We start from the raw sequence: 13,436 nt of genomic DNA on the forward strand, positions 1-13,436 counted from the left end.
CCCGCTCACCCGTCCAGGCCAACCGCTCACGCGTCGGCGGCGTTCCAGGGGAACTGCGGGTCCCGCCGCTCGCTGAACGCCAGCACCCCCTCCGCCAGCTCCCCGGAGGTGATCGCCTCGCGGTAGCGCGCCCGCGCCGCCGGCTCGGGGTCCTCCCCGTCGAGCAGCAGCCGCACCGTCTCCTTGACGGCCGCGATGGTCAGCTGCGAGCGGCTGCACAGCTCGTCGGTCAGCCCCGCGACGGCGTCGTCCAGCCCACCCGGCCCGGTCAGCACGTCGACCAGACCGAGCCGGTGGGCCTCGACCGCGTCGACCAGGCCGGCGGTCAGCAGCAGCCGCCGGGTGGTCGCCGGCCCGACCAGGTCCAGGAGGGTCCGTATGCCGAGGGGCGCGTAGGCCACGCCGAGCCGGGCGGGCGTCACGCCGAACCTGGCACCCTCCTCGGCCACCCTCAGGTCGCACGACGCGGCGATCTCCAGCCCACCCCCGATGCAGCTGCCACGCACCGCGGCGACCGTCGGCCTGGGGAAGTCGAGCAGGGCACGCTGGGCCGCGAGGTCCGCCTCGCGCACCGGCGCCATCGGGTCGGCCGGGTCCTGACCCGTCAGCAGGTCACCGATGTCGGCCCCTGCGCAGAAGTGCTCCCCGGCGCCGACGACCACCACGACGCGCACCGCCCGGTCCCGGGCCAGCGCTCCCAGCACCTGCGGAAGGCCCTGCCACATGGCCAGACTCATCGCGTTGCGCTTGGCGGGACGGTCCAGGACGAGGCGGGCGACCCCGCCGTCGACATACGTGCTCAGACCCTCGACGCTCGTCATGGCACCACCCCACCACAGGATCGTGCCCCGGGCGCACCCCCACGGCGGGTCACCTATCCTGGAGCGATGCCGTCACGCAGGTCCTTCCTCCGCCTGACGGCCTTCGGGATCCTGGTGATCGTCCTCGTCACCGTCCTGGCTCCCCTGCTCCGCCCCCGCACCGAGCCCGTGGCCCAGCCGGGCCCGCTGGTAGTCGTGTCCCTGCCCACCCTGCGCTGGGCCGACGTCGACGAGCGCCGCACCCCCACGCTCGACCGCCTGGCCGAGGGGGCGGCCATCGGCAACATCGCCACCCACGCCGTCGCCGGGCACAGCTGCTCCGGCTCGGTCTGGGCCACGCTGTCGTCCGGCTTCCGCGTCTCGCTGGACGACGCCACGCCCGAGGCCCCCGCGAGCGGACCCGTCGTGCCCTGCCCGCCCATCCCCCGACCGGTGCCGACGGGTGGCCTCGCCGAGCTGGGCGGACCCGCGCGGTTCCCCGACCACGCCCGCTGGCGGGCCGAGATGCTGGCCCAGCCCGTGCCCGCCGAGCTCGGCCTGCTCGGCAGGCAGCTGCAGGAGCACGGCCAGTGCATCGCCGCGGCCGGGGCGGGAGCGGCCATCGGGGCGGTGCGCGAGGACGGCACCGTGGCGGCCTACCAGTCCGACCCCCGCCGGGCGGACCTGCGGCGTTGCCCCATCACCTTCGTCTCCTTCGACGGCGTCGACGACGACGGGCTGGCGCAGGTCGTCGACCGGCTCCCGCGCGACGCGACCCTCGTCGTCACCGGGCACGCCGACGACCAGGCGCCCGAGTCGCTGCGCGCGGTCCTGGTGCGCGGCCCCGGCATCCCGGAGGGCCGGCTCACCTCGGCCTCCTCGCGCCAGCCCGGCCTCCTACGCACAACCGACCTCACGGCTCTCGTGACCTCGCGGGTCTCGGCGCTGCCGAGCACGAGCTACGAGGGGCGCATCCCCGTCGTCCTCCCCGGGAGCTCCGGCGCGGGCGTGCGGGAGCAGCTCGCCGGCACCGCGCGCGCCCTGGACGTGCAGCACCACCTCGTCCGCCCGTTCTTCACGACCTATGTCCTGGTCTCGCTCGCCGTGATCGTCGTCATCCTCTGCGTGCTGCAGCGCGACCGTCGCCGGGGCCAGACGATCCGGCGCTCCGCCGCCGGTCGAGCCCTGCGCGTCACCTCCGCAGCCGTGGCCGCCGTGCCGGTGTCGACCTTCCTCGTCGGGCTGGTCCCCTGGTGGCAGTGGGCACGCCCGACCCTCGGCCTCACGCTCAGCGTCCTGGCGTGGACGGCGGTGCTCGCCACCGTGGCGCTGCGTGGGCCGTGGCGCGGGCACCGCGCCGGCCCGGCCGGCTTCCTGGCCGCCACGACCGCCGTCGTCCTCGCCGTCGACCTGGTCCTCGGCGGCCACCTGCAGCTCATGACCATGATGGGCCTGCAGCCCGTGTACGGCGGACGGCTGCACGGCCTCGGCAACGTGGGCTTCGCCCTCACCGCGAGCGGCGCGCTGCTCGCCGCCTCGCTGCTCACCGGCCGCCTTGCTCGCCGCGATCCCAGTCGCGCGGCCAGGGTGATCGCCGCGATCGGGATCGTCACGGTCGCCGTCGACGGGCACTACGCCCTGGGGGACGAGGCCGGCGGCTCCCTGGCGCTGGTCTGGGGCTTCGGCTACCTCGCGCTCAAGGCCTCGGGACGGCGCACCACCTGGCGCGGCGTGACCCTGATCGCGATGCTCAGCGCGGTCACCGCGCTCGTCATGGCGACCCTCGACATGCTGCGGCCGCGCTACGAGCGCAGCCACATCGGCGACTTCCTCGCCACCTTGATCGAGACCGGCGACCTCAGCACGGTCGTCCGCAGCACCGTGGTCAACAACTGGGCCATGCTGACCTCCCAGTGGCTCAACCTCGGGGTGCCCGTCCTGCTGCTCCTCGCCGCGTGGGCCGCGCGCCGTCCTCTCTCCTCGCTCGGGCGGCCACTGACCCTCCTCGAGCGCCAGATCCCCCTGCTGCGCATCGGCTTCACCGCGATCGTGCTCTGCTGGATCGTCGGCTTCCTCACCAACGACTCGGGCACCTCGATCCCCCCGGCGGGCACCATCTTGATCGTCCCGCTGGTGGTGCTCATGACCGCCTGCGCCCCCCAGCCCCCACCCGAGCACCCGCCGACCACCGCCTGAGCCGACTCCCCGCGCCCCCACGCACCCTCCCGCCCGCGCCAGGACTTCTGCCAGGCGGAAGGGGTCTGGCCCCCGCGACGTGGCCTCTGTCACTGTTGGGCTCCCTGCCAGGATTCCTGGCAACGAGACGGAGGTCCCCACGTGTCAGAGTCGACTCGCCCGCACGGGGCGCTCGAGCGCATCAACGAGACCATGGTCAAGCTGGGCCACCGCACCGTCTCCGACCTGCCCCCCATGACCGCCGACGAGCGCACGGCCCACGCCATGGCGCAGCCGCTGCGGCGGACGTCGACACGGAGGCCTTCCCCAAGGCCGGGTGACGCGCCGCCCGACCCACCGGCGGCCCACCCATCCGCCCGCGCAGGACGAGGCCCCCGACCAGCTGGTCGGGGGCCTCGTGGAGTCCTGGTGAGGATCTGTGGCGGTGGCGGTGGGATTTGAACCCACGGAGGGCGTTAACCCTCATACGCTTTCGAGGCGTACTCCTTCGGCCGCTCGGACACGCCACCGCCGGAGACTTTACACGGAGCGGCGCCGCGCGAAGAAATCGGTCAGAACGCGCGAACACTCCTGCTCCCGCACGCCGCCCACCACCTCGACCTGGTGCAGGACGCGCGGGTCGCGCAGCATGTCCCACACGGACCCGACGGCCCCCGCCTTGGCGTCCCAGGCCCCCATCACGACCCGCGAGACCCGGCTCGCCGCGATCGCGCCGGCGCACATGACGCACGGCTCCAGGGTCACCACGAGGGTGCAGCCGTCGAGCCGCCACGAGCCCCGCGTCTCGGCGGCGTCGCGCAACGCCTCCACCTCGGCGTGGGCGGTGGGGTCGTGCCGCAGCTCGCGCTCGTTGCGGCCCCGCCCGACCAGGGCGCCGCTCTCGTCATACAGGCAGGCCCCGACCGGCACGTCCTCCCCGCAGCCGACCGCCAGCGCCAGCGCCTCGCCCATCCACCCGGCCCACCGCGGGTCGACGGGGAAGCCGTCGTCGGGCTCGGGCCGGGACGCCGGTGGGACGCTGGGATCGGTCACGGGATAAGTTTCCCCCATGCAGGTTCACGTGGCCGACCACCCGCTCATCAACCACAAGCTCACCTACCTGCGCGACAAGCGCACGGACAGCCCGACCTTCCGCCGGCTGGCCGAGGAGCTCGTGACGCTGCTGGCGTACGAAGCGACGCGGGAGGTCCGCACCGAGGCCTTCGACATCGAGACCCCCGTGGGCCCGACCACGGGCATCAAGCTCGCCAACCCCAAGCCCGTCATCGTCCCCATCCTGCGCGCCGGCCTCGGCATGCTCGAGGGCATGGTGCGGCTGCTGCCGAGCGCCGAGGTCGGCTTCCTCGGCATGGTGCGCGACGAGGAGACGCTCGAGGTCAGCGCCTACGCCAACCGCCTGCCCGACTCGCTGCACGGCCGCCAGGTCTACGTCATCGACCCGATGCTCGCGACCGGTCACACGCTGGTCATGGCCTTCGAGTTCCTGCGCGACCTGGGCGCCGACGACATCACCGCCGTCTGCCTGATCGCCGCGCCGGAGGGCATCGAGACGGTCCGCGAGGCGGTCAAGGACATCGGCATCCCGGTCACCCTCGTGGTCGGCGCCATCGACGACCACCTCAACGACCAGGGCTACATCGTGCCCGGCCTCGGCGACGCCGGCGACCGGCTCTACGGCGTCGTCTGACCGGGCCGTATGCCGCCGGCCCGGCCTATGCCGGCGGCGCGGCCGCCCGGGCCGTGGGCACGATCGCGCCGTGATCGCGCCGTGGCCGCCCGTTATCCAACCTCAACCCTCGTTGCGGCGAGCCACCATGCCCCGCAGGCACGCCCGCTGCTTCACTGGGCGCTGATCCGTGCCCCGCGCCACCCCCGAGCTAGGAGCCACGCACCGTGAACCCCAAGGTCAAGAAGTTCTTCCTGTGGCTGCTGATCGCGTTCCTCATCTACGCGATCATCGTCTCCCCCGACCGCGCCGCCGACATCGTCCTCACGGTCTGGGAGATCCTGGTGCAGGCGGTCCAGGCCCTCGGCCGGTTCTTCGACGCGCTGCTCAACAGGTGACCCGAGGGCCCCGCGATGGACGCCTCGCAGGAGCCGCACCTGCCGCCGTCGGTGCGCAGGCGATATGTCCTCGACGGTGAGCAGCTGGTCGTGGCCATCCACCAGCACCCTGTCGTGGTGGCCGAGCCCGTCCTGACCGCTGTCGCGATCCTGGTGCTCGTGATCGTGGTCGACACCCACGTGTCGGCTGGCCTCGGGGGCGTCGTCAACGTCCTGTGGTGGGTGTGGTTCGCCGCCGTCGCCCGGGCCGTGTGGATGGTCTTCGAGTGGCGCCAGCAGTGGGTGGTGGCGACCAACAAGCGCCTGATGCTGACCTACGGCTTCATCGTGCGGAAGGTCGCGATGATGCCGCTCAGCAAGGTCACCGACATGAGCTACCACCGCTCCATCGCGGGTCGGATCTTCGGCTGGGGGACCTTCGTCATGGAGTCGGCGGGCCAGCAGCAGGCGCTGTCGGAGATCCGCTTCGTGCCCAACCCGGACCACAACTACCGCGCGCTGTGCGCCGAGATCTTTGCCGTCGAGGACCGCGAGCGCGTGACCGCGGTCGACGAGGACGTCGACGAGGCCCACGCCTGGCCCGACGAACGCGACGAGGACGACCTCTATCGCGACGTCGTGCAGGTCGAGCCCGGGCCGATGCGGATGCAGCGCGTGGCACCCCCGACCCGCCGCGACCGCGACCGCTGGGACGAGGACTGGCAGCAGGGCCGGGACGCGGAGCGTGCCCGCGCGGCGGGGCGGGACGCCGGGCGTGGGGCCGGCGGTCGCGACGAGCGGGGTCGGGATGGACGTGGCTGGGCCGGCCGCGGCGCGCCCGGCCGTGGCCCGCGCGACGGCCATGACACCGCCGACCTGCCGGTGGTGGACGCCCGCGTCTCACAGGACGCCGAGGCGCGCGAGCTCCTCAGCAGCTGGGAGCGCTTCGCGGAGCGCTACGACAACCAGCCGGAGCGCGGCCCCGACAGCGGCACCAGTATCTATCGCAGCGGCGGCGACCCCCTCTCCTGACCCACACCCCCTCGTCCTGCCCTCATCGGTGCAGGTCCGGTGTCAGATCTGACCAGCAACCTGCACCGGTCCCGCAGGAGGACACTCGGGGCACCGCCCAAGCGCACCCTGGCCGCCGCGAGCACGATGCACGGCCATCACGCGTCGAGCGGTCGCGCACGCCTGGTCGAACACCATCGGATAGGTGATCCGGATCGTCGTCCACCCCTCGACGAGGTGGGCGGCGTCCAGCTCGGCATCCCTCAGGCGCTGGGCCCCTGAGTGGAAGGCCGTGCCGTCGAGCTCGAGCAGCACTCGCGAGTCCGGATAGGCGCCGTCGCTGCGGTGCCCGGTCGCAGGCACGACGACCTGACGAACTGACGCGGGCAGACGGTGGGCTCGCTCCACCCGTCGCAGATATCCGACCTCGAGGTAGCTTGTCGACCCAGACGCCACGTCCGCCAGGAGCCCCTGCAGGAGCGCGCGTCGAGGGTGCCGGGTCCGCGCGGCGAGACGATCGGCGAGGCGGCAAGGATGCGTCAGGCGCCGTTGGCAGGCCGTGGCCACGAGACCGATCGCTCTGTCCCGGGGGGCTGCGGCCGCGAGGTCGAGCACCACGTCCTCGATCCTCAGCGTGGGCAGGTCACGCGGGAGTGGGGTCGCGTACACCCCGGGTCGCACCCGCACGAACCGATAGCCGGGCTGTGGAGCCGGCCGACGCCGTCGAGGCAGGACGATGTCGATGACGGCGGGTGGGTCGTCCACCAACCCCAGCAGACAGGCCGCCGCCATGCCCCCGACCACCGCGCCACCACCCGCGAGCACCACGCCGGCCTGGGCCCGCTGGGCGAACGAGATGCTGTCCTCCGGCGCCTCGGGCCTGAGGTCCAGGCAGTAGACCCCCGGGAGAAGACGTCGCCAGGCTCGCGTCATGCGTGCCACGACCGTGGGGTCAGGCCCGCCGCCAGGAGCTCACGTCGGGAGACGACACCGGAACGGTCCGCAGCGCGCGCGAGGATCTCGGCGGGGACGTCGCATCTCGGGGGCATGGCAGCAGGATGCGGGTCCCTGACCAGGAGGCTGCATCGATCTCGCTGGGCGTGAGGTCAGAGGGCGCCCCGGATGTCGTCGACGCGCTCCCTGGCGTCGCCGAACAGCATGCGGGTGTTGTCCTTGAAGAACAGAGGGTTCTGGACGCCGGCATAGCCCGTCGACATCGATCGCTTGAACACGATCACGTCGTGCGCGTGCCACACCTCGAGCACCGGCATCCCGGCGATGGGGCTGGACGGGTCGTCGAGGGCGGCGGGGTTGACCGTGTCGTTGGCACCGATCACGAGCACGACATCGGTGGACGCCAGGTCGTCGTTGATCTCGTCCATCTCGAGGACGATGTCGTAGGGGACCTTGGCCTCGGCGAGCAGGACGTTCATGTGCCCGGGGAGGCGTCCGGCGACCGGGTGGATGCCGAAGCGCACCTGCACCCCGCGCTCGCGCAGCCGCGCGGCCAGGTCGGCGACGCCGTGCTGCGCCTGCGCGACCGCCATACCGTAGCCCGGGGTGATGACCACCGAGCGGGCCTCCGTCAGCAGCGCGGCCACCTCCTCGGCTGAGGTCTCGCGGTGCTCGCCGTAGTCGCGCGCCTCCCCCGTCACCGCGCCGTCCGAGCCGAAGCCGCCGGCGATGACGGACAGGAAGGACCGATTCATGGCCTTGCACATGATGTACGACAGGTAGGCGCCGGACGAGCCGACCAGCGCGCCGGTGATGATCAGCAGGTCATTGCTCAGCATGAATCCCGCTGCGGCGGCGGCCCATCCGCTGTAGCTGTTGAGCATCGACACGACCACGGGCATGTCGCCGCCGCCGATCGAGGCGACGAGGTGCCAACCGAGCGCGAGCGCGATCACAGTCATCAGCACCAGGGGGATCCCGCTGCCCGTCGGCACGAACCACACCATCAGCCCGAGCGACACCACCAGCGCCGCGAGGTTGACGACGTTGCGGTGAGGGAGCATCAGCGGCGCCGACCTCGTCCTGCCCGACAGCTTGAGGAAGGCCACGATCGAGCCGGTCAGCGTCACCGCGCCGATGAAGATGCCGAGGAAGACCTCGCCGTTGTGGATGCGTTCGAGCACGTCGAGGTGCCCGGCGCCGCTCGAGGTCACCTCGATCCACGAGTTGAGGCCCACGAGCACCGCCGCCAGACCGACGAAGCTGTGGAGCAGCGCGATCAGCTCGGGCATGCCGGTCATCTCGACGCGCTGGGCGCGGTGCACGCCGATGGCGCCGCCGACGATCATGGCCACGAGCAGCAGGAGCAGGGCGTCGAGGCCGTTGAGGGTGACGACCAGGGCGATCGTGGCCAGCAGCGCCAGGGCCATCCCGACGATGCCGAAGGCGTTGCCCCGGCGGGCGGACTCGTGCTTGGACAGCCCGGCGAGGGCCAGGATGAACAGCAGGCCGGCGACGATCTGGGCGGCGTAGGACAGGGCGGCGGTCATCGGCGGTCAGCCCTTCCGGAACATCGCGAGCATGCGCTGGGTCACCGTGAAGCCGCCGAAGATGTTGATGCTGGCGACCAGGACGGCGGCGAACGCGAGGACGTCGACGGCGAGGTGCCCGCGCCCGAGCTGGGCGAGCGCGCCGACGATGATGATGCCGCTGATGGCGTTGGTCACCGACATCAGCGGGGTGTGCAGGGCGTGGTGGACGTTGCCGATCACGTAGTAGCCGACCACGCACGCCAGCATGAACACCATGAAGTGGCCGAGGAACGCGGACGGCGAGAACGCGGCCAGCAGCAGGAACGCGACCACCCCGAGCGAGAGCAGCAGACCCCGGCCGTATGCCGGCCGCCCGCCGCCGTGCGGGGTCGCCGGCTCGGCGCCGGTCACCCCAGGGCCGGGGCGCGCGGTCCTCGCACCCCCGCCCGCAGCCGTCGCGCCCGCGCCCGTCGCACCCCCGCCCACGGCGGACCCGCTGGTGGCCGCGGCGTCCGGTGGGGGCGCCGCCGACACCTGGATCGGTGGTGGGGGCCAGAGCGTCTCGCCCTGCAGCACCACAGTCATGCCGCGTTGCACGACGTCCTCCAGGTCGAGGACGACCTGGCCGTCCTTGCCGGGGGTGATGAGCGTGGTGAGGTTGACGAGGTTGGTCGCGTAGAGCTGTGAGGCCTGGCCGGGCAGGCGGGCGGGCAGGTCGGTGTAGCCGAGGATGACGACGCCGTTGTCGGTGACGACGCGCTGGTCGGGGACGCTGCCCTCGACGTTGCCGCCGGTGGCCGCTGCCATGTCGACGATGACGGAGCCGGGACGCATCGCGGCGACCATCGCCGCGGTGATGAGCCGGGGTGCGGGTCGGCCCGGGATCAGGGCGGTGGTGATGACGATGTCGGCCTGGGGGACGTTCTCGGCGTACATCCGCGCGGCGGCCTGGTCGTAGGCCGCGGACGTGCCGTGCGCGTAGCCGTCGGTCGACACCTCCTGCTCGACGTCGACGGCGAGGAACTGAGCGCCCATCGACTCGACCTGCTCGGCGACCTCGGGGCGGGCGTCGGTGGCCTTGACCACGGCGCCGAGGGCGCCCGCGGTGCCGATGGCGGCCAACCCGGCCACCCCGGCGCCGGCGACGAGCACGGTCGCGGGCGGGACCTTGCCGGCGGCCGTGACCTGGCCGGTGAAGAAGCGCCCGAACTCGTGCGCCGCCTCCACCACCGCGCGGTAGCCCGCGATGTTGGCCATCGAGCTCAGCACGTCCAGCGACTGCGCCCGCGAGATGCGGGGCACGGCGTCGGTCGCGAGGACCGTCAGGCGGTGCGCCGCGAGTCGCTCGACCAGCTCGGGTCGCAGGGCGGGCTGCACGAGGCTGACGAGGGTCGCGCCCTCCCGCAGGAGCGGGAGCTCGTCCTCGCCGGGCGGGTTGACCTTGTAGATCATGTCGGCGGCCCAGGCCGTCTCGCGGTCGACGACGGTGGCGCCGGCGTCGGCATACGCAGCGTCCGGCAGGCTGGCGGCCGCGCCGGCCCCGGACTCGACGACGATCTCGTAGCCGAGCCGGACGAGCTGAGCGACGCTGGTGGGGGTGGCGGCGACGCGGGTCTCGCCGGGGAGCGTCTCGAGGGGGACACCGATCTGCATGGGTGGAGCCTTCCGCCGTGGGTGGCTTCACTGTATGGCCATGCTGCGCGCCGGTTGCCACCGCCCCCCGTCGCCGTGCGGGAGCTGCGTCACCCGGTCGCGGTGTGCGACCGTTCACCACCCTGAGTGCCGGGCTGTGCCGTGTGGCGGCACACGTCTGGGTCGAGCCCCACCGGGGTTGGTAGCGTCACTCGTGGAGGCCTCCCACCTGCGATCAGGGGGCTCGTGGCCCTTCGGGGGTGTCACGAGCGATGGCGGGAGGCCTCCTCCTGCGTCCTGGCGACGGCCCGTATGCCGGAGGCCCGTATGCCCGAGGCCCGTATGCCGGAGGCTCAGGCGCCGGGCACCGACAGGGGGTCGAAGCCGTAGGGCAGCTCGAGGCGGTGCGCCCGCATCAGCCCGTCGTCGGCCAGCAGGTCACGGGTGCGCCCGTCGGCCACGATGCGGCCCTCGTCGAGCAGCACGGCGCGCGGGCACAGCTGCAGGGCGTAGGGCAGGTCGTGGGTGACCATCAGGATCGCGACGTCGAGCGAGGTGAGGATGTCGGCGAGCTCCCGACGGCTCGCGGGGTCGAGGTTGGAGGACGGCTCGTCGAGGACGAGGACGTCGGGCTCCATGGCGAGCACGGTGGCCACGGCCACACGGCGGCGCTGGCCGAAGGACAGGTGGTGGGGCGGGCGGTCGATGACGTCCCCCATCCCGACCAGGTCCAGGGACCGGCGGACGCGCTCGTCGAGGGCGGGGCCGCGCAGGCCGAGGTTGTGCGGGCCGAAGGCCACGTCGTCGCCGACCGTGGGCATGAAGAGCTGGTCGTCGGGGTCCTGAAAGACGATGCCGACCCGTCGTCGCACGTCGCCGAGGGTGTCGCGCCGCAGCGGGATGCCCCCCACGGCGACGCTGCCGGCGCCGGTGCCTCCGCTGACGGAGCCGAGGATGCCGTTGAGGTGCAGGAGCAGGGTGGTCTTGCCGGCGCCGTTGGGGCCGAGGACGGCTACCCGCTCGGCCGCCTCGACCTGCAGGTCCACGCCGTAGAGCACCTGCCGCCCGTCCGGGTAGGCGAAGGCCAGTCGCTGCACGTCGAGCGCGGGTGGTCGGGTCACGGGAGCAGGTGCCATCCGGCCAAGAGTACGGCGGCGGCGAGGGGCAGGGCCGCGCCGGTCAGCCACTCGGCCGCGGACGCGGGGCGCGACGACGCTGCCGCCGGGAGCCGCCCGGTGTAGCCCCGCGCCAGCATCGCCTGGTGGACCCGCTCGCCGCGCTCGTAGGACCGCACGAACAACGCCCCCGCCCCGCCGGCGACGGCGGCGAGGTGCCCGGCCCGCCCTCCGGTGAAGCCGCGAGACTCGCGGGCCACCCGCATGCGGTGCAGGTCGGCCGTGATGACGCCGAGGTAGCGCACCATGAACGTCAGGATGGCCACGAACGCTGCCGGCAGGCGCAGCCGCTCGAGCCCGGCGACGAGCTCGCGGGGGGCCGTGCTCGAGGCGAGGACCACGGCCGCGAGGACGCCCAGGGTGGCCTTGGCGAGCATGGTGCCGGCCGCCACCAGGCCCGGCTGCGACACGGACAGGCCGAGCACCTCGACGCGGGGGCCCGTCGCCACGAAGGGCGTCACCAGGGCGAAGACCACGAACGGCGCCTCGACCGCGAGCCGCCGCAGCACGTGCGACCACGGCAGCCGGGAGGCCGCCACGACGGCGACGAGCAGCAGCGCGTCCAGCCCCAGCAGGACCCAGGCGCCGGTCGGCACCGCGACCACGGCGACCATGAACGCCAGCAGGCAGACCAGCTTGACCTGCGGCGGCAGGTGGTGGACGACGCTGTCGCGGGGTATGACGAGCCCCTCCTCGGGGGCGCCGCCACCGTGCTGGTGGCCGTGCTCGTGCCCCAGGAGCGGGCGCTCCGTGAGCAGCCTTGGCGCGTCAGCCATCGCGACGGGTCGCCCCGACCTCCGCCGGCCTGCGCCGGTGGTCGCCCGCCTCCCCGGAGGCGTGGGGTTCCACGGCGCGCGACGACCGGGAGCCCCTGGTGGCCCTGGCCGCCAGGGACGAGAGGAGCACGCCCACCGCCAGGGTGAGCAGGACGCCGATGACGCCGGCGGCGATCGCGGCGACGGCGCCGTGACCCAGCAACGAGAGGGAGTAGTCCGCGAGCGGCGACGAGGCCGCGGCCGAGTCCATCGCGGACGCGCCGAAGCCGAGGCGCTCACCGACGTACTCCAGGCCGTCGGGGTGGCTGCTCGCGAGGAGGCTGAGCCCGCCGCCGACCAGCAGGGACGTGGCGAGGAGCCCGCCGGCGAAGCCCGGGGTGACCCGGGCCCGGCCGCGACCCACGGGTGCGTCGGCCCGCACGGTCGTGCGGTGCCCGTCCCGGTCCACCAGCTGGAGGTCCGGCACGAGGTGGCGGGCGACGTGCACGAGGTCGGGGCGCGAGGCGACGACGGCGGACACGACGGCCGCCGTGATCACGGCCTCGCCGACGCCGATGACCAGGTGCCAGCCGAGCATCGCGGTCGTGAGGGTGCCGAGCGGGATGGGGGCGGTGCCGCCGACGGCATACAGCACGACGAAGGCGAGGGCCGCCGCCGGGACGGACAGCAGGCCCCCCAGCGCCGCGGCCGGCACGACCGAGGCGGGGCGACGCGGCAGCACGGCGAGGACGCCGCGCACGACCAGCGATCCGACGACGACGCCGACCACGCCCATGACGGTGACGTTGGCGCCGAGGGCGGTCAGCCCGCCGTCGGCGAAGACGAGCGCCTGGACCATCAGGACCGTCGTCATGACGAGCACCCCGGTCCAGGGACCCACGAGCACCGCGGCGAGCGCTCCCCCGAGCAGGTGGCCGCTCGTGCCCGCCCCCACGGGGAAGTTGACCATCTGCACGGCGAAGATGAAGCAGGCCACCAGCCCCGCGAGCACGGGGCCGGTCTCGCCGAGCTCGCGACGCGCCTGGCGCAGTGACAGGGCGGTGGCGCCCACCGCCAGCAGGCCGGTGCCGATGGACGTGGGAGCGTCGAGGAACCCGTCGGGGATGTGCATGACGCCATCATTTCCCTGTTGCGAAGGCATTGCAATACGGCCCTTGCCGTGATGGGGTGGCAACCGGTGTGCCGCCGTAGCGAGGGGGCGGCGGCACACACCCTCCTGCGCCGGCGCACCTGGCCCTCACCGGCGACGACGGCATACTGACCAGTATGCGGACGGTGGGCGGCACGATCCGGTCACGGTCCACGCTGGCGCCCTTC

At 73.3% G+C, this 13,436-nt stretch carries 12 protein-coding genes and 1 tRNA gene; 4 read left to right on the top strand and 9 right to left on the bottom strand.

Features of this window, described 5'->3' with window-relative positions; translation table 11 throughout:
• Window positions 1-26 precede the first annotated feature (26 nt).
• Complete coding sequence (locus tag GGG17_RS11665) at window positions 27-821, bottom strand: enoyl-CoA hydratase/isomerase family protein (RefSeq protein ID WP_154593873.1); 795 nt, start codon at window positions 819-821, stop codon at window positions 27-29.
• A 66-nt stretch (window positions 822-887) separates the two neighbouring features.
• On the opposite strand from GGG17_RS11665, the gene GGG17_RS11670 reads away from it, so the two are divergent.
• Window positions 888-2,996, top strand: a complete 2,109-nt coding sequence (locus tag GGG17_RS11670; RefSeq protein WP_154593874.1) for a hypothetical protein — start codon at window positions 888-890, stop codon at window positions 2,994-2,996.
• A 419-nt stretch (window positions 2,997-3,415) separates the two neighbouring features.
• Here GGG17_RS11670 and GGG17_RS11675 read toward each other — a convergent pair.
• Window positions 3,416-3,505 (bottom strand) — tRNA-Ser (locus GGG17_RS11675).
• Between the two features lie 10 nt (window positions 3,506-3,515).
• Entirely contained in the window at window positions 3,516-3,947 is a 432-nt protein-coding gene (locus tag GGG17_RS11680) for a nucleoside deaminase (RefSeq protein ID WP_154593969.1), read from the bottom strand.
• A 97-nt stretch (window positions 3,948-4,044) separates the two neighbouring features.
• Between GGG17_RS11680 and upp the strand changes: the two genes are divergently transcribed.
• The 3 genes from upp to GGG17_RS16570 all read left to right on the top strand — a co-directional run bounded on the left by upp (window position 4,045) and on the right by GGG17_RS16570 (window position 6,071).
• The gene (gene upp / locus GGG17_RS11685; RefSeq protein ID WP_154593875.1) at window positions 4,045-4,683 is read left to right on the top strand and encodes a uracil phosphoribosyltransferase; all 639 of its coding nucleotides are present in this window, start codon (window positions 4,045-4,047) and stop codon (window positions 4,681-4,683) included.
• A 206-nt stretch (window positions 4,684-4,889) separates the two neighbouring features.
• A complete protein-coding gene (locus GGG17_RS11690) occupies window positions 4,890-5,060 on the top strand; it encodes a hypothetical protein (protein WP_154593876.1) in 171 nt (56 codons plus the stop codon).
• Between the two features lie 15 nt (window positions 5,061-5,075).
• Window positions 5,076-6,071, top strand: coding sequence for a PH domain-containing protein (locus GGG17_RS16570; RefSeq protein WP_230082910.1), 996 nt, complete (start codon window positions 5,076-5,078; stop codon window positions 6,069-6,071).
• Window positions 6,072-6,113: 42 nt separating this feature from the next.
• Here GGG17_RS16570 and GGG17_RS11700 read toward each other — a convergent pair whose 3' ends face one another.
• From GGG17_RS11700 to GGG17_RS11725, 6 genes are all read right to left on the bottom strand, one after another.
• On the bottom strand, window positions 6,114-6,983 hold the full coding sequence (locus GGG17_RS11700) for a putative endonuclease domain-containing protein (protein ID WP_154593877.1): 870 nt from the start codon (window positions 6,981-6,983) through the stop codon (window positions 6,114-6,116).
• 173 nt (window positions 6,984-7,156) lie between these two features.
• The gene (gene pntB / locus GGG17_RS11705; protein ID WP_154593878.1) at window positions 7,157-8,554 is read right to left on the bottom strand and encodes a Re/Si-specific NAD(P)(+) transhydrogenase subunit beta; all 1,398 of its coding nucleotides are present in this window, start codon (window positions 8,552-8,554) and stop codon (window positions 7,157-7,159) included.
• Window positions 8,555-8,560: 6 nt separating this feature from the next.
• A complete protein-coding gene (locus GGG17_RS11710; protein WP_154593879.1) occupies window positions 8,561-10,189 on the bottom strand; it encodes a Re/Si-specific NAD(P)(+) transhydrogenase subunit alpha in 1,629 nt (542 codons plus the stop codon).
• A gap of 332 nt (window positions 10,190-10,521) precedes the next feature.
• Entirely contained in the window at window positions 10,522-11,304 is a 783-nt protein-coding gene (locus tag GGG17_RS11715; RefSeq protein ID WP_154593880.1) for an energy-coupling factor ABC transporter ATP-binding protein, read from the bottom strand.
• Window positions 11,286-12,119, bottom strand: a complete 834-nt coding sequence (gene cbiQ / locus GGG17_RS11720; RefSeq protein ID WP_154593881.1) for a cobalt ECF transporter T component CbiQ — start codon at window positions 12,117-12,119, stop codon at window positions 11,286-11,288. The genes GGG17_RS11715 and cbiQ overlap by 19 nt, the downstream gene beginning before the upstream one ends.
• The gene (locus GGG17_RS11725) at window positions 12,112-13,230 is read right to left on the bottom strand and encodes an energy-coupling factor ABC transporter permease (RefSeq protein WP_154593882.1); all 1,119 of its coding nucleotides are present in this window, start codon (window positions 13,228-13,230) and stop codon (window positions 12,112-12,114) included. Before GGG17_RS11725 ends, cbiQ begins: the two co-directional genes overlap by 8 nt.
• Window positions 13,231-13,436: the final 206 nt, after the last annotated feature.

Source organism: Arsenicicoccus cauae (assembly GCF_009707125.1).
In the GTDB taxonomy this organism is placed as follows: Bacteria; Actinomycetota; Actinomycetes; order Actinomycetales; family Dermatophilaceae; genus Arsenicicoccus; species Arsenicicoccus cauae.